The sequence below is a fragment of the Micromonospora cynarisoli genome, from assembly GCF_030518815.1.
GTDB lineage: Bacteria > Actinomycetota > Actinomycetes > Mycobacteriales > Micromonosporaceae > Micromonospora > Micromonospora wenchangensis.
The window spans coordinates 596,828-617,715 of the sequence record NZ_CP130426.1 but is presented as its reverse complement, the minus strand read 5'-3'; the positions used below and the strand labels follow the sequence as shown (position 1 = coordinate 617,715).

Annotated in this window: 18 protein-coding genes; 7 read left to right on the top strand and 11 right to left on the bottom strand. The window is 73.6% G+C overall.

What is annotated here, in order from left to right; translation table 11 throughout:
* Window positions 1–179 precede the first annotated feature (179 nt).
* Window positions 180–1,190, top strand: coding sequence for a hypothetical protein (locus Q2K16_RS02335; protein ID WP_302743303.1), 1,011 nt, complete (start codon window positions 180–182; stop codon window positions 1,188–1,190).
* 112 nt (window positions 1,191–1,302) lie between these two features.
* On the opposite strand, the gene Q2K16_RS02330 is transcribed toward Q2K16_RS02335, so the two are convergent.
* Window positions 1,303–2,448 carry a fatty acid desaturase family protein gene (locus tag Q2K16_RS02330; protein ID WP_302743302.1) on the bottom strand — a complete coding sequence of 382 codons (1,146 nt, stop codon included), beginning with the start codon at window positions 2,446–2,448 and terminating at the stop codon, window positions 1,303–1,305.
* A 13-nt stretch (window positions 2,449–2,461) separates the two neighbouring features.
* Complete coding sequence (locus Q2K16_RS02325) at window positions 2,462–3,553, bottom strand: ferredoxin reductase (protein WP_302743301.1); 1,092 nt, start codon at window positions 3,551–3,553, stop codon at window positions 2,462–2,464.
* Window positions 3,554–3,636: 83 nt separating this feature from the next.
* Here Q2K16_RS02325 and Q2K16_RS02320 point away from each other — a divergent pair, with 83 nt between their 5' ends.
* The 3 genes from Q2K16_RS02320 to Q2K16_RS02310 all read left to right on the top strand — a co-directional run bounded on the left by Q2K16_RS02320 (window position 3,637) and on the right by Q2K16_RS02310 (window position 10,238).
* On the top strand, window positions 3,637–4,878 hold the full coding sequence (locus tag Q2K16_RS02320) for a PucR family transcriptional regulator (protein WP_302743300.1): 1,242 nt from the start codon (window positions 3,637–3,639) through the stop codon (window positions 4,876–4,878).
* 207 nt (window positions 4,879–5,085) lie between these two features.
* Window positions 5,086–5,445 carry an effector-associated constant component EACC1 gene (locus Q2K16_RS02315; protein WP_302743299.1) on the top strand — a complete coding sequence of 120 codons (360 nt, stop codon included), beginning with the start codon at window positions 5,086–5,088 and terminating at the stop codon, window positions 5,443–5,445.
* Window positions 5,442–10,238, top strand: coding sequence for a caspase family protein (locus Q2K16_RS02310; protein WP_302743298.1), 4,797 nt, complete (start codon window positions 5,442–5,444; stop codon window positions 10,236–10,238). The genes Q2K16_RS02315 and Q2K16_RS02310 overlap by 4 nt, the downstream gene beginning before the upstream one ends.
* A gap of 68 nt (window positions 10,239–10,306) precedes the next feature.
* On the opposite strand, the gene Q2K16_RS02305 is transcribed toward Q2K16_RS02310, so the two are convergent.
* Window positions 10,307–10,576 carry a GlsB/YeaQ/YmgE family stress response membrane protein gene (locus tag Q2K16_RS02305; protein WP_302743297.1) on the bottom strand — a complete coding sequence of 90 codons (270 nt, stop codon included), beginning with the start codon at window positions 10,574–10,576 and terminating at the stop codon, window positions 10,307–10,309.
* A 146-nt stretch (window positions 10,577–10,722) separates the two neighbouring features.
* Window positions 10,723–11,475, bottom strand: coding sequence for a dienelactone hydrolase family protein (locus Q2K16_RS02300; RefSeq protein ID WP_302743296.1), 753 nt, complete (start codon window positions 11,473–11,475; stop codon window positions 10,723–10,725).
* Between the two features lie 222 nt (window positions 11,476–11,697).
* Here Q2K16_RS02300 and Q2K16_RS02295 point away from each other — a divergent pair, with 222 nt between their 5' ends.
* Window positions 11,698–12,438 (top strand): SDR family oxidoreductase, encoded by a 741-nt coding sequence (locus Q2K16_RS02295; RefSeq protein ID WP_302743295.1) that lies wholly within the window; start codon window positions 11,698–11,700, stop codon window positions 12,436–12,438.
* A gap of 62 nt (window positions 12,439–12,500) precedes the next feature.
* Window positions 12,501–13,406, top strand: coding sequence for an RNA polymerase sigma factor SigJ (sigJ, locus tag Q2K16_RS02290; RefSeq protein ID WP_302743294.1), 906 nt, complete (start codon window positions 12,501–12,503; stop codon window positions 13,404–13,406).
* 90 nt (window positions 13,407–13,496) lie between these two features.
* Here the strand turns inward: sigJ and Q2K16_RS02285 are convergent, their stop codons facing one another.
* From Q2K16_RS02285 to Q2K16_RS02255, 7 genes are all read right to left on the bottom strand, one after another.
* The gene (locus Q2K16_RS02285) at window positions 13,497–14,474 is read right to left on the bottom strand and encodes an amidohydrolase family protein (RefSeq protein WP_302743293.1); all 978 of its coding nucleotides are present in this window, start codon (window positions 14,472–14,474) and stop codon (window positions 13,497–13,499) included.
* On the bottom strand, window positions 14,474–15,433 hold the full coding sequence (locus Q2K16_RS02280; RefSeq protein ID WP_302743292.1) for an MBL fold metallo-hydrolase: 960 nt from the start codon (window positions 15,431–15,433) through the stop codon (window positions 14,474–14,476). Before Q2K16_RS02280 ends, Q2K16_RS02285 begins: the two co-directional genes overlap by 1 nt.
* A complete protein-coding gene (locus Q2K16_RS02275) occupies window positions 15,430–16,263 on the bottom strand; it encodes an ABC transporter ATP-binding protein (RefSeq protein ID WP_302743291.1) in 834 nt (277 codons plus the stop codon). Before Q2K16_RS02275 ends, Q2K16_RS02280 begins: the two co-directional genes overlap by 4 nt.
* Window positions 16,260–17,066, bottom strand: a complete 807-nt coding sequence (locus tag Q2K16_RS02270) for an ABC transporter permease (protein WP_302743290.1) — start codon at window positions 17,064–17,066, stop codon at window positions 16,260–16,262. The genes Q2K16_RS02275 and Q2K16_RS02270 overlap by 4 nt, the downstream gene beginning before the upstream one ends.
* Window positions 17,063–17,881 carry an ABC transporter permease gene (locus Q2K16_RS02265; protein WP_302743289.1) on the bottom strand — a complete coding sequence of 273 codons (819 nt, stop codon included), beginning with the start codon at window positions 17,879–17,881 and terminating at the stop codon, window positions 17,063–17,065. Before Q2K16_RS02265 ends, Q2K16_RS02270 begins: the two co-directional genes overlap by 4 nt.
* Window positions 17,878–18,885: an ABC transporter substrate-binding protein gene (locus tag Q2K16_RS02260; protein ID WP_302743288.1), complete on the bottom strand. Its 1,008-nt coding sequence runs from the start codon at window positions 18,883–18,885 to the stop codon at window positions 17,878–17,880. The genes Q2K16_RS02265 and Q2K16_RS02260 overlap by 4 nt, the downstream gene beginning before the upstream one ends.
* A 76-nt stretch (window positions 18,886–18,961) precedes the next feature.
* Complete coding sequence (locus Q2K16_RS02255; RefSeq protein ID WP_302743287.1) at window positions 18,962–19,708, bottom strand: class II aldolase/adducin family protein; 747 nt, start codon at window positions 19,706–19,708, stop codon at window positions 18,962–18,964.
* Window positions 19,709–20,088: 380 nt separating this feature from the next.
* Here Q2K16_RS02255 and Q2K16_RS02250 point away from each other — a divergent pair, with 380 nt between their 5' ends.
* Window positions 20,089–20,832, top strand: coding sequence for a Clp protease N-terminal domain-containing protein (locus tag Q2K16_RS02250; protein ID WP_302743286.1), 744 nt, complete (start codon window positions 20,089–20,091; stop codon window positions 20,830–20,832).
* Window positions 20,833–20,888 lie beyond the last annotated feature (56 nt).

The window sequence follows — 20,888 nt, the reverse complement described above, 5'->3', positions numbered from 1 at the left end:
GGGGCGGTCGCGTTCCGGACAGCCCGTAACCCGGTGCCCGGCTCGACCGTCATACAGGCGTCACCGACGCCCGGTCCGCCGGGTCGGCCACACCGCACGACCTGCCCGCGCCCACCCATCGGCGGGCCGGACACGACGGGCCGGGGCGCGGTCCCGCACCACGTCCGATGGGAGCCACCATGATCCGTCACCGCCTGCTCGCCGTAGCCGCCGTCGGCCTGCTGACCGCCGTACTGGGCCTGCCCGGCACCGCCCCCGCCGGACCACGCCGGGACGGCCTGCGTTTGTGCGCGCTGCATCCGCTGCCCCTGCCCGCCGGGGTGACCCACGGCCGGGCCACGGCCGTCGACCCGACCGGACGGTACGTCGCCGGCATCGGCACCCGGATCACCGACGGGGTGTGGGAGCCGGTGCTGCTGCTCTGGCAGGGTGCCCGGGGCACCGCCGTGGACACCGCGCTGGCCGAGGACGTGGTGGGCGTCAACAGCGCCGGCGTGGTGATCGGCAACGCCTACGTCACCGCCGTGCAGCGGCCGTGGCGCTACCAGAACGGCCGGCTGACCGACCTGCCCGTCCCGGGGAGCGTCTCGGGTGCCTGGGCCACCGGCATCAACGGGCGCGGGGACGTCGTGGGGTACGGCGCGGTGGAGGCGACCGAGCGCACGATCGCGTTGCGCTGGCCGGCGGACCGGCCGGGCACGGTCGAGACGATCGACACCCCGCCCGACGGGGCCGCCGTCACGGTGCTGGACGACGGCACCGTGGTCGGCAACGCCCGGGTGTCGGCGGGCTCGTCGTCCTACGCCGGCTGGGTGCGCCGCCCCGACGGGCACCTCGTCCGGCTCACCGTGCCCGGTCGGCCGAACGCCTGGGTGCTCGCGGCCCGGGGCGGGTGGGCGGCCGGCACCACCGGCGACGACCCCGACGGGGACCGGAGCCCGGTGCGGTGGGAGCTGAGCACCGGGAAGGCCACCGTCGTCGATCCGGCGGTGGGACCGGTGCAGGACGTGACCGCCGGTGGGGTGCTGCTCGGCCTGCGGGCGGTGTGGCACGCCGACGGGGTGACGCCGCTGCCGGGGGCGGTCGCCGGGTTCCCCGACGTGCAGGCGCGGGCGGTCACCGACACCGGCACGGCGGTCGGCTGGACCACCACCGACCGGCTCACCCCGGTGCGCTGGACCGGCTGCTGACGGGCCACCGGCGGCGCCGCGCCGCCCGGCGGCCGAGGTGATCCGGGTCGACGGGGACGGCTGACCGTTCGACGCCGGCCGGGCGCTGTGCCCGGCCGGCGTCGGACGGTGCTCAGACGCCGGAGGTGGCGAGGACCCGGGCCGGGGGTTCGTCGGCGGCCGGCGGGGCGGTCTCCCGGTTGGGCAGGGAGAGCCGGATGACCTTCCACCAGGCGGAGGCGACCTGCTTGGGCAGCGGGCCCGTGGTGTAGGTCAGCCCGTACCTGTCGAACAGCGCCCGTACCTGCGGGGCGATCTCCTGGTAGCGCTTGCTGGGCAGGTCGGGGAAGAGATGGTGCTCGATCTGGAAGGACAGGTTGCCGGTCATGATGTGCAGCAGCCGGCTGCCGCTGATGTTGGCCGAGCCGAGCATCTGCCGCAGGTACCACTCGCCCCGGGTCTCGCCCTCGATCGAGGTCTTGGAGAACGTCTCCACCCCGCTGGGGAAGTGGCCGCACATGATCACCGAGTGGCTCCACAGGTTGCGGATCAGGTTGGCGGTGAAGGTCGCGGCCAGGGTGGTGAGGAAGGACGGGCCGGACAGCAGCGGGTGGATGACGTAGTCCTTGAGCACCTGGCGGCGGATCTTGCGGCCGACGGCGCGCAGCCGGGCCCGGAACTCGGGGGTCCGGTGCCGGCCCTTGCGCAGGTTGCGGCCCAGCTCCAGGTCGTACGCGGCGATGCCGTACTCGAAGAAGCAGGCGTTGACGAAGTTCCACAGCGGCTGGCCGAGGTGCATCGGGTACCACTTCTGGTCCTCGTCGACGCGCATGATGCCGTACCCGAGGTCGTTGTCCTTGCCCAGCACGTTGGTGTACGTGTGGTGCAGCTGGTTGTGCGAGTGCTTCCACTGGTCGGCCGGGGAGACGTGGTCCCACTCCCAGGTGGTGGAGTGGATCTTCGGGTCGCGCATGAAGTCGTACTGGCCGTGCAGGATGTTGTGGCCGATCTCCATGTTCTCCAGGATCTTGGCCACCGCCAGGCCGGCGGTGCCCACCACCCAGGCCGGCGGGAAGAGCGAGAAGAGCAGCACCGCGCGGCTGCCCATCTCCAGGGTCCGCTGGGTCTTGATCACCTTGCGGATGTAGGCCGCGTCGCTCGCGCCACGCTCGGCGAGCACCCGGTCCCGGATGGCGTCGAGTTCCCTGCCGAGCGTCTCGATGTCCTCGGCGCTCAGGTGGGCGATCGGGTTGACGGGCTTGTGCTGGATGACGGTCACGTCCGGCCTCCGGTCAGAGATCGATGTCGCAGGTACCGGCCGCCGCCGACACGCAGGTCTGGATGAGCACGCCGTCACCGGGGACGGCGGTGGTGAGTTCCCCGGTGCGCAGGTCCCGCACCGCGCCCTGGCGCAGCGGCAGGACGCAGCCGTAGCAGATGCCCATCCGGCAGCCGGACGGCATCAGCGCGCCGGCGGCCTCACCGGCGTCGAGGATCGGGGTGCCGCCGTCGGCGGCGAGGGTGAGGCCGGTGCGGGTGAAGGTGACGGTGCCGCCCTCACCGGGCGCGAGGACCGTCGGCCGGAACCGTTCGGTGTGCAGCCGGTCGGCGACGCCGGCCGCCGTCCAGTGCTGCTGCACGGCGTCGAGCAGGCCGACCGGGCCGCACGCCCAGGTCTCCCGGTCGAGGTGGTCGGGGACCAGGGTGGCCAGTTCGTCGACGCCGAGCAGGCCGTGCCGGTCGGTGTGCCGCTCGACCAGGCGGATGCCGCCCTGCGCGGCCAGCGCGCGCAGCTGCGGGCCGAACACGACGTCGTCGGGGGTCGGCGCGGAGTGCAGCACGACCACGTCGGCACGATCGTGCACGCCGGCGCGGAGCATGCCCATCACGGGGGTGATGCCGCTGCCGGCGGTGAGGAACAGCACCCGGGCGGGGGCCGGGTCGGGCAGGACGAAGTCACCGAGCGCCTGGTCGAGCTGGACGACGGTGCCGACCGGGGTCCGCCGGACCAGGTGGTTGCTGACCCTGCCGTCGGGGATGGCCTTGACGGTGACGCTGATCAGGCGGTCGGGGCGGTCGGGGGCGGAGGTCAACGAGTAGGCCCGCCACTGGCGCACCCCGTCGACGTCGACGCCGAGCCTGACGTACTGGCCGGGGGTGTGGCCGTGCCAGTCGCGGCCGGGCCGGATGGTGAGGGTCGCCGCGTCCCGGGTCTCGGGTTCGACGGCGACGATCCGCCCGCGCAGGGCGGCCCCGGCGCGCAGCGGCGCGACCAGGTCGAGGTAGTCCTCCGGCAGCAGCGGGGTGGTGACCGTCTCGGCCAACCGCAGGAGCCGGTCCCGGACGGTGGTCTTCGCCGCAGGGGGCGGGACGGTGGTGGTCATGAACCCAGGGTCCTCGCACTTTCGCATAACATCTTGACCGGGGAAGGTGAATCGGAGGCGGTAACTTGTTCGAAGGGAACAACATGTCGGAATCGGGGGCGACCAGCCACCTGGGCGGCCGACTGGAACTCGACGCGCCGGTGGCCGCCCGGTTACGCGGCCGGCTGCCGATGGTCGCCGCGCACACCGTCACCACCATCACCGCCGAGGTGCCCGCCTACTCCGGCACCCTCACCGGCCAGATGCGCGAGAAGATCGAGAACGCGGTACGGATCGCGTTGGGCACCTTCCTCCAGCTCATCGAGCGGGCCGGCGCGGCGGCCGACCCGAGCACGCCGCTGGCTCGGGCGCTGGAGGCCGCGTACGCGCTGGGCGCCGGGGAGGCCCGGGCGGGGCGGAGCATGGACGCGTTGCTGGCCGCCTACCGGGTGGGGGCCCGGGTGGCCTGGCGGGAGGTCTCCACCACCACCGTGCGCAGCGGGCTGTCCGCCGAGACGGTCGCCGAGTTCGCCGAACTGATGTTCGCCTACATCGACGAACTCTCCGCCGCCAGCGTCGCGGGCCACTCCGACGAACTGGCCAACGTCGGCCGGGCCCGGCGGCGCGACCTGGACCGGCTCACCCACCAACTGCTCGCCGGGGAACCGGAGGAGGTGCTGCGGCGCAGCGCCGAACGGGCCGAGTGGTCCCCGCCGCAGACCCTGACCGTGGTGGTGCTGCCCCGCAGCAGCCTGCGCGGAGTGCTCGCGGTGCTCCCGGCGCACACCCTGGAGAGCGGCGAGGAACTGCCCGGGGCGCAGTGGGCCGAGGAGGGGGCGCTGCTGCTCGTACCGGACATGCACGGCGGGCGGCGTCGGCAGCTCGCCACGGCGCTGCACGGGCACCACGCGGTGCTCGGGCCGGCCCGGCCCTGGGTCGCGGTGGCCCGGTCGTACGAGCGGGTGCTGAAGGCGCTAGCCCTCGGCCTGCCGTCACCGGCGGACGCCGCCGCGTGGGACACCGAGCAGCACCTCGCCCGGCTGGTGCTGCACACCGACCCGGAGGCGCTGGCCGACCTGCGCGCCCAGGCGCTCGCGCCACTGGCCACGCTCCCGGCGGCGACCGCCGCGCGGCTGGCCGAGACGATGCGTTCCTGGCTGCTGCACCAGGGCCGCCGCGACGACGTCGCCGCCGACCTGTTCGTGCACCCGCAGACGGTCCGCTACCGGATGGGCCGGCTGCGCGAGCTGTACGGCGACCGGCTGAACGAGCCCGGCACGGTGCTCGACCTGACCGTGGCGCTGGCGTTCCCGCCCGCCGACGACACCGGGCCCGCCGGCTCCTGAGCCGGCGCTCCGCCGCCGCCCACGCCCGCACCACAGGCGTCCCGCGCACCCGGGAGCCACATCGGACCGTCCGCCCGCTGCGCAATTCCCACCGGACTCGGTCGGGGCGGTGGTCCGACATGGACGGTCGGCGGGACTGTGTCGACAGGACGACAGGACAGCGTCCGGCGGCTGACATCGCGTGACGGCATGGGCCATGATGGCGGCATGCGTCTGATCTTCTCGGTCTCGGACTCCGACGAGTCGCCGGTGCACGAGCTTCGCGACGAGTTGGTGGCCGATCCGGAGCTGCGCGACGCCCGGGTCCGGCTGGTCCACCGGGCACCCGAGCCGGGCACCCTCGGGGCCGCCGAGGTGCTGGAGTTCGTCGGCCAGGACGTGCTGCTGCCCGTGGTGATCCAGGCGGTGTACGACTGGTTCCAGGCCCGGCGCAGCGCCCGGCGGGGTGGCGACACCACCGTCACGGTCACCCTCACCGACAGCCCGGACGGCACCCGGGAGGTGAAGATCGAGGCCAGCGGCTCGGCCGAGGACGTGATCGCGGTGCTCCAACAGGGCCTGCGGTGACCGCTGCGTACCAACCACGGTTCGATCCGACGAAGTCCCGTGCCGTCCTGCTGGGGGTCAGCCGCTACGACCACCTGCCCCTGACCGTTCCCGCCGCCAGGGACAACATCGAGGCGCTGGCCACGGCGTTCGCCGACCCCGCCGTCTGGGGGCTGCCGAGGCGACGGATCGCCGTGGTGCCCGACCCCACGGCCGACGACCTGGCCGGCTACGTCGAGGACGCGGCCCAACTCGTCGGCGAGGACGGCATGCTGGTGGTCTACTACGCCGGCCACGCCGTCCGGGTGGGCCGGTCGATGCGCCTGCTGCCCCGGGAGGCCACCGACAACCCCGGCACCGAGTTCCCGGTGGAGGGTTTCGTGGCCGCCGCACAGGGCGCCGGCGCGCGGCACCGGCTGCTGATCCTCGACTGCTGTCACGCGGGCAACGCCAGCGCGGCCCTGCCGGCGGAGCAGTTCCGGGTGGACGAGGAGCTCAGCGGCTGGCAGTTGCTGGCGGCCGTGCGCAGCGGGCCGGCGCTCGACGCCGGCCCGGACGAGCTGCACACCCCGTTCACCCGGGCCCTGCTGGAGGTCTTCACGCGCGGCCGGGCCGACGCGCCCGAGTGGCTGAGCCCGACGGAGGTGCTGCGGGAGGCCGGGGAACTGCTGGCCGGCGAAGGCTATCCCGCGCCGGCCCGCAGCCCTGTCGAGTTCGACCGGGGCTGGGTGCGTAATCCGGCGTGGCGTCCGCCACAGCGGCGTCCGGTGCCGTTCCCCCGCCGGCCGGCCGGCTCCCCCGCCGACCAGGGTGAACGGTCCGGCTTCGAGAGCGCCTGGCCGGCCCGGCAGGTGCCGTTCGCCGGCCGGGTCCCGGAGCTGGCCCGGGGCGGGGCCAGCCTGCGTCTGCCGCAGGGGGCGGTGCTGCCGGTCGTCGGGCCCCGGCACGCCGGCAAGCGGTACTTCGTCGACGAGGTGCTGGCCCGCTTCGCCGAGGAGGCCGGGCAGCTCGACGAGGTGGCGCTGCTGCGGCTGGACATTCCCAACAGCAGCGCGCCCGAGCCGGTGCTCGGGGTGCTCGCCCGGGAACTCGACGTCACCATCGACGACGTCACCGACTACGGCATGGACTACGCCGAGGCGGTCCGGACCACCCTGGTCGAGGAGTTGCAGCGGCAGCTGCACCGGCGGCGGCTGATCCTGTTCGTCGAGGGTTCCCGGTTGGGCACCCGGCCGGAGGCGGTCCGGGCGCAGCTGGAGCGGCTGCTGGAGCTGTCGGTGTTCGACCGGGCACTGGTCATCATCGCCACCCGGGCGGAGGTCCACGTCAGCGGCGACAACCGGCTGCGCTACCTGCCGGTGATCCAGCTGCGGGAACTCAGCGAGGGCGAGGCCACCGCGCTGGTCGACCAGGTGCTCTCCGACCCGCTGTACGGCGGCGGCCTGACCATCACCGGCCTCGCCGAGGGTCGGCTCTGGACGGAGCTGGACGACAAGCTGGTCCGGCTGCCCGGGGTACTGCACAACGGGGTCGACGAACTCGCCAACGACGTGCTGAACAAGCGGATCGAGCAGCCGGGCGTCGAACACCTCATCGACGCGCTGCTGCGCCGCTCGGCCGCCACGGTCGGCGCCGGACTGCGGGACGTGGACTGCTTCGCGCTGTGGACGGGCGGCGACGGGGAGCGGGGCCGACCCGGCGCGCTGGCCGTGCTGACCGCCTGGGCGATCACCGACGGGTTGTGGCTCTCCACCGAGCTGCTCGAATCGATGGGCTGCGGGCTCACCCCACAGGCCACCCACCATCTGGTCGAGGCGCGCATCCTCACCCAGCAGGAACACGACGGCACCCTCTGGCACGACCTGGGCCGGTCGACCCGGCACGCGCTGAGCAACGCGTTGACCGCCACCCTGCGTGGCAGCGGTGGCGGCAACGTCTACGGGCGGGCGCTCGTCGACGGTGCCGAACTCACCCCCGACCAGCTCGACGAGCCGGTGGCCGAGGCGATGTTCGCCCTGGTCATGGCGATGCTGCGGCAGCGGCAACGGCACCCCGCCAACTCCGACCGGCACGTCCTGCTGGGCGTCGACCGGGCGATCGGCTGCCTCGACGAGGCGGTGGTCGCCGGATATCCCCGGCTGCGGGAGACGCTGACCAAGCTCGCCGCCGCGTTCTCCGGCGACGCGGCGTTCAGCCCGGTGCGGCTGGAGGCCACGACCACGCCGTCGGACGCCGACCCGGTCACGACGCCGGGCGAGGCCGGGCCACCTGTCGTCGACGTCCCCGCCGACCGGCCGGTCCGGGCCACCGACTACCCGGTGGTCGCCGGTGCCGCCCGGCTCAACCAGGCGATGCGGGCCACCGGGCAGAGCCAGCAGGTGCGCGAGGCGTTCGTGGCCGCCGCCGACGCCGTGGCGGAGGCGATCGGGCAGGCCGACCGGGACGCGCTGTCGCACCGGCTGCTGAAGTCGATCGACACCGCGCTGTTCATCGGTGGCCGCCGGCTGCGCGCGGGGACGAGTCTGCTGCCGGCACGGGAGCGGGCCGCCCCGGTGCTGGCCGGCTGCGCCCGGGTGGCCGGCGGCAGCCGACCGGAGCTGACCACGGTGGCCATCTCCTGGCTGCTGAACACCGTCGACCTCCAGCTCACCTCGGGACGGGTCCCCGCCGCGCGGGAGGCGCTCGGCACCGCGTTCGAGCTGTTCGACCTGATGCCCGAACCGGTCACCCTGCGGGACCGGTTCGCCTTCCTGCAGATGCGCCACCGGCTGCTGTGCGGTCGCGCCCGGGGGCAGCGCACCCTGGCGGAACGGGTGGCGACGCTGGCCGAGGCGACGGCGGCGGTCAGCGAGGGGTTGGCCCTGTCCGGGTCGGACAGCGACCGGGGCCTGTGGAGCATGCGGCTGTGCGGGGTGGCGACGCTGCTCGTCGCCGAGCAGCCGACCTTCGCCGACCAGGCGGCGACGGGCCGGCGGGTGGTCGAGGAACTGACGGCGGCGTGGGGTTCGCCGGCCCGGTGGCCGGGCGACACCCGGATGTACGTGTGGCGGCTGCTGCACGCCGTCCACCGGGGCGACCCGGACGTGGTCAGCCAACTGGACGCCGCCCGACGGACGATGGCCCTGGTGCTGACCGACGGCGAGTTCCCGCTGTTCCCGGGGATCGAGGCGGAGGTGCACCTGTTCGTCGCGCACTGCCTGCGCCGCAACAACCAGTTCGCCGAGGCGACGACCGAGGCCGAGGTCGCGCTGGAGTGCGCGAAACGGGCGCACGAGGACCGTCCGGGCGCCCAGTCGCTGCTGCGTGAGCTGCGCATCCAGCGGGAGCTGGGCGGCTGGCGGGCCGAGGTCGACGCGCCCCCGCGAAGCGGCGACGCGCCCCGGAGCCGGCCACGGGACCAGAAACTGCTGCGCCGGATCAGGGAGGTGCAGAACTGGCTGGCCGAACAGGAGCACACCACCTGGCACCACGCGGTGCTCGACCTGTGGTGCCACCGGGCCCGGTGGAGCAGCGAGGGCAACCTGCTGGCCGCGTCCACCCCCGAGGGGCGGGAGAGCAGCAGCGTGCCGCCGCCGGAGCGGCTGGTCAACATCCGTCGGCTCTACCGGGTGCGCCGGGACAAGCTCGACGGGCACCTGCGCCGGTTCAGCCACTCGATCGAGCTGCTCCAGCTGGAGGTGGGGCTGGAGCGGCAGTACCGGCGCTGGCTGGGGGTGCTGGAGACGTACCGGGACGAGCAAGGGGTGAACCGTCGTAACGACGTCGACAACAGCACGGTCTGGGAGCTGATCCGGGCCGCCGAGCAGCGCTGGCCGGACCATCCGGGTGTGCTGGAGGTCAGGGCGGAGTTCCACCGCTACATCTGGGAGTACCGGCAGGCGATCGAGACGTACCGGCGGCTGATCGGGACCGCGTCGGACGGTCGGGGACGGTTGCGGCACGGGCTGGCCATGGTCGAGGCCGTCGTCGGGTACGCCCAGTTCGCCTGGCCGCGCAACGACCCCGACCCGCGTCCGCTGCTGCTGGAGGCGGGCGAGTTGCTCGCCGCCGAGGAGCGGGAGGGTCCGCTGCTGGAGCAGTCGGTGATCCTGCGGACCCGGGTCGACCTGGAGTTGAACCGGGAGATCGCCTGGAGCGACGTCGAGAAGGTCGCCACCGAGATCATGAGTGACGGCGGCTACACCGAGGGTGTCGCGGCGATGCTCAACCGGCGGTGGAGCGGCGACTCCGTGGTCACCAGCCTGGCCGACCCGGGGGTGTGGCGGATCACCGCGGACAGCGCGTTCGCCGACCAGCTCAACCGGCTCTTCGGCAGCTCGCCCCGGGTGCGTCCGCCAGCCGACCGGGAGGTGACCGACGAGTCCCACTCGACGATCGCCGACTTCCTCCGGGAGAACTTCACCGAGGTGCAGCTCCTGCGCGGCCTCGGTGCGGTCTACCTGCGGATGGCGGAGCTGCGCCGGGACCCCGCCCAGGCGGTGCGGGCGTTCCACTTCTTCGACGGGTGCCGGGTGTTCCAGCAGGTCCACCTGGGTGGCCGGGTCACCCCGATCACCAACTTCCTGATGGCCCGGGCGATCCTGCTGGCCGCCGAGCTGACCTTCTCGGCCGATCCGATCACCGAGCCGTGCCCGTGGGAGGGCCGCAGCTGGCTGGAGTACGCCGAACGGCTCCTCCAGTCGAGCAAGGACGAGTCGGTGGGCGAGTTCGGCAAGCAGTGCAGCCACTTCCGCAAGGAGACCAGCAACCTCCTGCGTGCGGTCCGGGTCCGGCAGGGCATGGAGAAGATGCGTAACCTGCGCCGCCCCCGGTGACCGGCGTCCCGCAACGGCCGCGTCGGCCCGCCCCGGGGAGAGGGCGGGCCGACGCGAGGGGGTGCGGGTCAGTGCCGGCGTCGGCCGTACGTGCCGGCGAGGAGGGCGACGCCGATGGCCGCGAAGGCCACCTGGATGAACAGCTCGATCCAGTCGATGCCTGGGGTGTCGTCGACACCGAGCACGCCGGCGAGCAGGGTGCCGAGGATCGCGGCCACCACGCCGATGGCCAGGGTGAGCAGGATGGAGATCTTCTGCTTCCCGGGCACCACGAGGCGACCCAGGGCACCGATGATCAGACCGATGATGATGGCGGTGAAGAAGCCCTGTACTTCCACGTGTGTCGTCCCTCCACGAGTCGCTGTCGATCTGGACTCTGCCCCGGGTGGGCGGGCGGGGAAACCACGGCGGGACGCTGCGGGCCAAATGTCACGCGACTGTCATGTGCTCGCGTGGGGACCGTCATCCGACCGCCGCGTCCCGCTCAGCGCAGGGTCCGCTCCAACAGGTCGAACAGGGCCGTCCAGTGCCGCTCGGCGGCACCCTCGTCGTACATGGCGGTGTCGGCCATCGTGAAGCCGTGCGGGGCGCCGGCGTACACCTCGGAGCGGTAGGCGACCCCGGCCGCGTCGAGCGCCGCCTCCAACGCCGCGATCTGGTCGGCAGTCATCGAATCGTCCCGGTCGGCGTGGGCGAAGTACAGCTCACCGGTGACCGCCCCGACGCCGCGGTGCGGGCTGTCCGGCTCGTCGGTGACGATCCGGCCGGCGTGGAAGCTGGCCAGCGCCGCGATCCGGTCCGGATGTGCCTCGATCGCGCGCAACGCGTTGGTGCCACCCATGCAGTAGCCCACGATCGCCACCGGTCCGTCGGCGACGTCGTCGCGGGCGGCGAGGAAGTCCAGGTAGGACCCGGCGTCCCGGGCCACCACTTCCGGGGTGAGCGCGGCGATCAGCGGCACGATCCGGCCGAACAGCTCCCCGCGCCGCTGCGGGTCGGCCAGGTCGGCGAGGTCGACGCGCGGCATCGGGCCGGCGCGGTGGAACAGGTTCGGCACCAGCACCAGGTAGCCCTGCGCGGCGATCCGCTCGGCCATCTCGGCGAGCCGGGGACGCAGCCCGAAGGCGTCCATGAAGAACAGCACCGCCGGGAACGGCCCGTCCCCGTCCGGCCGGGCCAGGTACGCGTCCGCCGCGCCGTCGCTGGTCGGAACCTCCACCGTCGTCGTGCCCGCCATGGTGTCTCCTCACCCGGGTGCCGGCGCACCCACCGCGGGAACGCTACCCGCTGCCGCAGCCGCCGGTGGACCGTGGCACGGCCGCCCCACCGCGCACCGCCGCCCGCTCCCGGCCCGGCCGGCGGCGGCCCGGGACGACGCCTGTCACGGATCGCGGGTCCCGTCGGTCGTCTGGGTGCAGGGCGGTACGACCGCCAGGGACGGACAGGGAGTGGAACGACCATGAAGATCGTCGTCATCGGGGGCAGCGGACTCATCGGCAGCAGGCTGGTCACCCTGCTCGGGCGGCAGGGCCACGACGCGGTGGCCGCCTCGCCACGCACCGGGGTCGACGCGCTCACCGGCGCGGGGGTGGCCGAGGCGCTCGACGGCGCCGACGTCGTGGTGGACGTGTCGAACTCCCCGTCGTTCGAGGCGGACGCCGTGCTGGCGTTCTTCGAGACGGCCACCCGTACCCTGCTCGACGCGGAGGCGAAGGCCGGCGTACGGCACCACGTGGCGCTGTCGATCGTCGGCGCCGACCGCATTCCGGACAGCGGGTACATGCGGGCCAAGGTGGCCCAGGAGGCGCTGGTCGCCGCGGCGGACGTCCCGTGGACGGTGCTGCGCGCCACCCAGTTCTTCGAGTTCGTGCCGGCCATCGTCGAGTCGTCCGTGGTGGGCGACGAGGTGCGGCTGCCGCCGGCGCTGATCCAGCCGGTCGCCGCCGACGACGTGGTGACGGTGCTGGCCGAGATCGCCCTCGGCGCGCCGGTCGACGGGATCGTGGAGCTGGCCGGGCCCGAACGGTTCCGCCTGGACGAGTTGGGCCGTGCGACGCTGACCGCCGCCGGTGACCCCCGGCCGGTGGTCAGCGACCCCCGGGGGCGTTACTTCGGGGCGCTGCTGGCCGAACAGGCGCTGGTCCCGCTCGGCGACGCCCGTACCGGCGGGGTGCGGCTGGCGCAGTGGCGCGGACGCTGACCCGGCGCGGGGAGCCGGCGGGTGCCGCCGGTTCCCCGCGACGCACCCCCTACGGTAGGCGTATGACGACCGGGTCCGGGGCCACCGCCGACGCGCCGGCGGCCGTCGCGCCGGCCGACCTGACCGCGTTCCTCGACGTTCGGCCGCGGCTGTTCGGGCTGGCCTACCGGATGCTGGGCAGCGTCGTCGAGGCCGAGGACGTGGTGCAGGAGGCGTGGCTGCGCTGGCAGGGCGCCGACCGCAGCGGGGTACGCAACCCGGCGGCCTTCCTCACCACCACGACCACCCGGCTGGCGGTGAACGCGGCCACCTCCGCCCGCGCCACCCGGGAGACGTACGTGGGGCCGTGGCTGCCCGAACCGGTCGACACGGGCGCCGACCCGACCCTCGGCGCGGAACGGGCGGCGGCGCTGGACGTCGCGGTCCTGCTGCTGCTGGAGCGGCTGACCCCCGCCGAGCGGGCCGCGTACGTGCTGCGGGAGGCGTTCGACTACCCGTACCGGGAGATCGCCGGGGTGCTCGGCACGTCGGAGCCGAACGCGCGGCAGTTGGCCAGCCGGGCCCGGCGGCACCTCGCCGTGGAGGGCCCCGCGCCCGCCGCGCCGCAGCACCGCCGGCGGTTGACGCAGGCGTTCCTCGACGCGGCCCGCGACGGCGACCTGGCCACCCTGGAGCGGCTGCTCACCGCCGACGTGGTGGCCCGCTCCGACGGCGGTGGGCGGGTGTACGCGGCCCGCCGGGACGTGTGCGGGCCGGCCCGGGTGACGAACTTCCTGGACAACGTGCGGCGCAAGTACTGGCGGGCGACGACTGTCGACCTGGTCGAGGTCAACGGCGGCCCGGGGGTGCTGGTCGCCGCCGACCGGCCGGTCACCCTGATCACGCTGGACACCTCGGTACGGGGCGTCGAACGGCTGCTGCTGGTGGTCAACCCGGACAAGCTGGGTCGGCTGCCGGCCCGCCGCTGACCGGACGGAGCACCGATGAACCGACGATCGCGCGCCGCCGCGGCCATCCCCGCCGCCACGCTCGGCCTCGCCCACCCCGCCGCGGCCGGGTCAGCCGGGCGGGGTGGCGACCGGCCGACCCAGCAGACGCAGCGTGTTCACCCCGGCGACCAGTCGGGTCTGTGCCTCGTCCAGCCCGGCCGCCGCCAACGCCGTCCCGACCCGGTCCCGGGTGGTGGTGCGCGACCCGATCGGCCAGTCGCCACCGACCAGGACGTGGTCCGCGCCGAGCAGGTCGACGGCGCACCTGATCGCGGCCGGCGCGTATCCCATGGTGTCCAGGTAGACGTGCGCACGGGCGACATCCGAGGTACGGGCAGTCAGCAACTCCCCTTCGTCGTGCGCGGCGGCCAACGTCAGGCCGGCCACGCCCAGCATCGGAAAGACCACGTGCAACCCCGGCAGCTCGGTCAGGACGCCGTCGTGCAGCAGCGACAGCAGCGCCGCCGCGTTGATCGTGCCCCGCGCCAGCGAGGTGCCGAACCGGCCCAGACCGGCGAAGGCCGTCGTCAACAGCTGCGGGCTGACCGGGTGCGCGAAGACCGGCACCCCCAGCTCGGCCGCCACCGTCAGGGTGGGCCGGGCGGCTGCCGAGCCGAGCAGCTGTCCCTCGGTGGCGCAGTCGACGACCAGCCCCGACAACCCCAGCTCCCGGACCGCCCGGACCGCCTCCTCGGCCGCCGCGTCACCGCCGAACGCGTCGATGGTGGCCAGCCCGCTGAGCCGGTCCGGGACCGCCGACACCGTCGCGGCGAGGCTGTCGTTGAGTCGCCGCAGCTCCGCCGGGCGGGTGCGTTCGCCGTGTGGTGTCACCAGTGCCGGTGGGGCGCTGAGCACCCGCAGGTCGACGCCGTGACGGTCGGACTCGGCCAGCAGGTCGTCCAGGTCGGCGATCCGCCTCGCCAGCGCCGGCCAGCGCTCGGCCAGTTCCCCGGCGCTGTGGTGCGGCGGCAGCGCCGGGTGCCGCGGCGAGGCGTGGTGGGTGTGGAAGTCGGCGACGTACAGCGGCCCGGCACACTCCGCGCCCATCAGACCTCGATGAAGGTGTAGGTGAAGCCGCGCTCGGCCCGGTGCACGTGGCCTGCGGCCGGGAACGGGAAGTGGGCCGGCACCAGCAGGTCGCCGGTGTCCGCGGCCCGCTCCAGCAGTCGACGTCGCTGGTCGGCCGATTCGTCCGGCACGACGCAGTATCGGATGCTCCACTCCGGACGCTCCAACTGGACGCCGTGGTGCAGCATGTCCCCGGCGAACAGCGCCCGCTGGCCGGCCGACTCGACGACCAGGTAGACGTTGCCGGGGGTGTGACCGAACGCCGGGACGAGGTGGATCTCCGGGGTGAGCACGTGGTCGGCCGCGACCAGGTCGAGCACCCCGGCGTCGCGCAGCGGCAGGATGCTGTCGGCAAGGTAGTCCCCGGTCCGCTCCAGCGCGGCCGCGCCCTCGGGGCTGGTCCACCACTCGAACTCCTCCCGGACCACCAGGTAGCGGGCGTTGGGGAAGGTCGGCACCCAGCCGCCGGCCCCGTCCGCGCTGGTCGCGAAGCCGACGTGGTCGACGTGCAGGTGGGTGAAGACCACCGTGTCGATGTCGGCCAGGCTGACCCCGGCCCTGGCGAACTGTTCCAGGAACGGCCGGTCCGCCCGGTCGAACACGCCGCCCCGACGCGGTTTGCCGTTGCCGCCACCGGCGTCGACCAGGATGAGCCGGTCCGGGGTCCGGAGCAGGTGGGCCTCCTGGTTGAGCCGCAGCCGCCCCTCGTGGGTGAACGGCTCCCGGGTGTAGAAGGCCCCCTCGGTCCAGGGCTCGGACTCCACCTGCGGAAAGAAGTCCGTCGGTACGGGGAAGTAGTCGACCTCCCGGATCGGAAAGACCTCGACCTCGCCGACGTGGAACGACCACAGCGGGCCCGCTCCCCCGCCGGTGTCGACCCACCGGGGTTCCGTCGACGCGTCGGTGTGCCCATGCTGGTCGGCTGCGGGTGTGCTCACGGTGCCACGTTCTCCAGTCGGTCGGATGGTTGCTTGTCGGGGTGCTGCGGCACGCCGCGCACCTGGGCATGGACCCGGGCGCGCAGTTCGCCGAACCGGGGCAGCGAACGGGTGCCGAGCTGGTCGCGTTCGGCCGGCAGGTCGATCGGGATGTCCGCCCGCAGTCCGGCCGGGGCCGCGCCGAGGACGACGACCCGCTGGCCGAGGTAGACCGCCTCGTCGATGTCGTGGGTGACGAACAGGACGGTCATCCCGTACCGCCGCCACAGCCCGGCCAGCAGGTCCTCGAGGTCGCCCCGGGTCTGGGCGTCGACCGCCGAGAAGGGCTCGTCCATGAGCAGCAGCCGGGGCCGGTAGGCGATCGCCCGGGCGATCGCGACCCGCTGCTGCATGCCGCCGGAGAGCTGCCACGGGTACGCGTCGGCGGCTCGGGCCAACCCCACCGCGTCGAGGGCCTCCGCGACGAGCCCCCGACGCTCGGCACGGGTGTAGCCGCGGTGCCGCAGTGGCAGCTCGACGTTCTGCCTGACGGTCTTCCAGGCGAACAGGCTGCGGCCGTACTCCTGGAAGACCACGGCGAGGTCGGCCGGCGGCTCGGTGACCCGTCGCCCGCCCAGGTGGACGGCGCCGGTCGAGGCGGGCAGCAGCCCGGCGACGATCTTCAGCAGGGTGGTCTTGCCGCAACCGGACGGTCCGACGACCGCGACGAACTCGCCGTCGCGGATCGACAGGGTGATCCCGGTCAGCGCGTCGACGTTGCGTTCCCGGGAACGGTACGACCTGCCGAGGTCGACGATGCTCAGCAGGGTGTCGCTGACTGGTGTGGTCATGATGCTCCCTCTCGTCCGGTGACGCCGCGATGCCAGCGCAGGGCCCGGCGCTCGACCAGTTCGAGCAGCTTCGCCAGGGCGAACCCGAGCGCGCCGAGCAGCAGCACGCCACTCCACATCTCCGGGATCGCGAAGCTGCGCTGGAACCGGATCACGGTGAAGCCCAGCCCGTCGGTGCTCATCAGCATCTCGCTGACCACCATCACGATGATCGAGATGCCGAGCGCCTGGCGGGCGCCGGCGAAGACCTGCGGCAGGGCCGCGTGCAGGAGCAGCCGGTGCCGGGTCCACCTCGGCAGGCCGAACACGGCGGCGGTCTCCCGCCCGACGTCGTCCACGGCCCGGACCCCGTCGGCGGTGTTGAGCAGGATGGGCCAGAGCGCGCCCAACGCGATGACTATCAGTTTGGTGCCGTCGCCGATCCCGACCGCAACCAGCAGCACCGGGATCAGCACCGGTGACGGCAGCACCCGGAAGTACGCCAGCAGCGGGCTGGTCAGGTCGCGCACGACCGTCCACCGTCCGATCACGTACCCGGCGGCGACGCCGAGCAGCAGCGCCGCGCCGTAGCCGACGGCGAGCCGCCACAGGCTCGGTACGACGTCCCGGAGGAAGACCTCGGAGAGCCACACCTCACGGAACGCCGCGACGATGACGCGCAGCGGCGGCAGGAAGATGTTCGTGCTGTCCGCGCTGGCCACCCACCAGAGCACCAGCAGGACGACGGGCAGGCCGAGCGCCCGGCCCACGGCGCTGACGGCCCGACCGGGGCCGCCCGGGAACCGTCGACCCTCGGCGCTCACCGGGCCCACTCCCGCCGGGTGGCGACGTGCCAGTGCAGCAGCCGCCGCTCGGCCAGCCGGGCGAGCAGGTCGAGCAGCACCCCGATCCCGCCGGTGAGCAGCACCAGCGCGTACATGCCGGTGGACTCGCCGGACTCCTGGCTGCTCCAGATCAGCTCACCGAGGCCGGCGGCGCCCATCACCAGCCCGCCGGTGAGCGCCAACGCCAGCGCCACCGACACGATCAGCCGCAGCGCCGTGCCGAGGTACGGCAGCACCGTCGGCCAGGTGACGTGGACGACCCGCCGCAGCCGGCCCAGCCGGAAGCTGCGGGCCGTGTCCACGGCCACCTGGTCGACCTCCCGCAGGCCGTACAGCACCTGGAACAGCACGACCCAGAAGCAGGAGACGGCGACCAGCAGCACGGTGATCTGCCCGACGTCGAGCACCAGGATCAGCACCGGGATCAGCACGATCGACGGCACCGGGCGGAGGAAGTCCAGGGTGGAGGAGGTCACCCTGAGCAGCCACGGCACCGAGCCGACCGCGAACCCGACCAGGATGCCCGCGACCACCGCGATCAGCAGGCCCTGGACGGCGGCCAGCAGGGTACGCCCGGTCGCCGTCCAGAACCTCGCCCCGGTGAGCAGCTCGACGGCCTCCGGGACGACGGCGGTCAGCGGCGGCACGTGCAACGGTGAGAAGAACGCCCGGCTCAGCACCTCGTACGTCACCGCCGCCCCGGCCAGCCCCACCGCGCCCAGCAACTGTCGGTGACCCCACCTGTCGCCGACCGGCCGGCGGGCCGGCGGATCGCCGTGGCCGGGGGTGGTCACGGCAGGATCAGCTCGTCGAGGTTCGGCGCGTCGGTGATCAGGCCGTCGCGTTGCGCGTACCCGACGAGCTTCTCGGCCGCCTGGCGGCTGACCTGGTCCCGCCATCCGGTGATGGTGATCCGGTTGGCGACCTCGGGGGTGATCTGGGTGAACGTCGGGATCTTCGCCCGGACCTCGTCCTCGTGCTCGCGGGCGTAGGCGTACGCCTCCCGGACCGCGTCCCGGAACGCCGTGGTGACCTTCGACTGCTCCCGGGTGTACGCGCCGGAGGCGTACCAGGCCGACACCGTGAGGTCCTCGGCCAGGTCGGTGAAGCCCCAGCCGATGGGGACCGCGCCCTGGGCCTTGGCCGCCGACAGGAACGGTTCGACCACCCACGCGCCGTCGACGCGCCCCTCGCTGAGGGCGGCCGGCACCTGCGGGAACGGGATCTCGACGAGCTTCACCTTCGCCGGGTCGCCGCCGTCGGCCCGAATCGACTCGCGGGCCGCCGCCGCGGCGATGTTGGTGAGGATGTTGACCGCGACGGTCTTGCCCTCAAGCTGCTTCGGGCTAGTGATGCCGGACTTGCCGGCCACGACCAGGGCGCCGTAGTCGGCCCCCGGCCTGCCGGTCGAGGCGGAGGCCGGCAGCAACGCCTTGACGTCAAGCCCCTTGGACCGGGCCACGATCAGCGTGGTGAGGTCACCGGTGGCGAAGTTGACCTTGCCGGCGAGCACGGACGGCACCGACGTCAGGTCGGAGGTCTCGGTGTCCACCTCGACGCGCAGGCCGTGCTTGGCGAAGGTGCCCCTGTCCTGGGCGAGGTAGATCGGGGCGAGGTGGGCCAGCGGGGCCGAGGCCAGGGTGACGGTGGTCAGGCCGTCGGCGTCGGCCCCGGACGCCGCCTCCTCCTCGCCGCAGGCGACGAGGCTGACGACGAGCAGCGCGGCGGCCAGCAGGCCGGCCGGGCCACGCCGGGAGCGGCGTCGGGAACCGGTGGAGAGCAACGGAATCGGTGACACGGTCGGACTCACTTTCGGCAGGTGCAGCGGGGTGGGGAGGTCGGGACGCGGTTCTCCGCTTAGGAGTGCGGCAGGGTCAGAAGCGCAGGCGCAGGTCCAGGTCCCGGACGTGGTCGGGGAAGGGGGTCGGCCCGCCCAGGGCGAGCGCGCCGAGGCTGGACACGGCCGCCTCCTCGATCGCCACCACCAGGCTCGCGGCGTGGGTGGCCGAGTCTCCGGCGACGAGCAGGCCGTGGTTGCCGAGCAGCACCCCGTACGTCTGCGGGTGGGCCCGGTAGGTCTCGGCGATGGAGCGGACGGCCTCGGCCGTGCCGCGCGGTGCCCACGGCACGACCGGCACGTCCACGGCCTGGCCGTGGACCAGCAGCGCCTCGTACCGGGCGGGCAGGCTGACCGAGGCCAACGCGTAGCTGGTGGCGTACGGGGAGTGGGTGTGGATGACCGCGTTGACGTCCGGCCGGGTCCGGTAGACGCCGACGTGCATCGCGAGGATCGCGGCCACCGACGGGCTCGGCGTGCCGTGGCGGACCTCGCCGTCGAGGTCGACGACGACGACCTCGTCGCTGACGGACCGCAGGCCCGGCAGCCCGACCCGCAGGTCGTCGGCCGGCCAGGGGCGCAGCAGTTCACCGGCGTTGACCGCGAGGAGGTCGTCGTGTCCGGGCAGCCGGACGCTGATGTTGCCGTGGCCGCTGGCGGACATCGCCGAGGCGGCGAAGATCCGGTTGATTCCGGTGGTCAGGCCGGTTTTCGCGGCGGCCAGTTCGGCGGCGTCGAACGTCCGGTGAACGGTCGGGAGGGCGGATGGAGGGGAATCGGTCATGGCAGGGCGACCCTGTTCGTCGAGGCGGCCGTGGGAACGCCGGAGCGCGTGCCCGCACGGAGGAAGAAGGAGGTCACGCTCCTGACGTCCGGTCGGGAGCGCGCGGACCACACGCGGTGGCGTGGGGAAGGTGACGCGGGAGGAGCCGGGGTCGACGGCGACGTGGCGGCTCGTTCATCCGGCCAGGGGTGGCGGCCGGGTCAGCGGCTACAACAGAGCGCGCTGCCGGTACGGCCGTGGTCGACCACCCGGCAGGCGGTCAGCAGCGTCGACATAACCCCAGTATGCCCCTAGGATTTGTAGGCAATCAAGATGCCGCCCCCAGTGATCTGCGCCCCACCCACCGCACCGCCGTCGACCCCCCATGACAGGATCAGCACGTGCCGAAGATCAACGTCTATCTGCCGGACGCCCTCGCCGACCGGGTACGGCAGGCACGACTGCCGATCTCCCGGATCTGCCAGGTCGCGTTGACCCAGACACTTGACGGCAGCGGCAACGCCGGGTACGATGCGCCCGCCGAACTCGTACTCCCCGAACCGGTCGACCTGACGCCCCCGCCCAACCACCACGTCGCGGCGATCCTGCGCCAGTCCTACGACGTCGCCGCAGCCCACGGGTCGGCCACCGTACGGACCATCGACGTCCTGCAGGCGTTCCTCGACGAGGGGGAGAGCCTGGTCCTGAACACCGTCGAGCTACTGGGCTTCCCGGTCCCGGCGATCCAGGCCGCCATCCGCGACGCGACCGACACCAGGACCACCACGGCTGGACCCGACCACGCGCCGACCGGCGGGAACACGCCCACCATGGCGACCGGGACCCGTACGGCCCTCGCCGTCGCCGCCACCCAGGCCCACGCCCACGGATCGGCCGTCACCACCGGCAGCCACCTGCTGCTCGGGCTGATCGAGGACCCGGGCGGCGCGGGTCAGGTGCTGCGCGGGGTGGGCGTCACCGAGGCGATCACCCCGGCCGTCCTGTCCGCCCTGTTCCACGGGTTCACCTTCGGTCGGATGCACCTCGGCCGGGACGCCGACAGCGCCGCCCTGCGTTCGATGATGCTCACCCTCATCGAACGCATCGACCAGTTGCAGCGGCAACTCGCCACGGCCGGCCGCTGACCACGACGGAAGGCCCTCCGGGCCGGGGCCACGGTGCGGTCGCCAGGCGTCGGCCG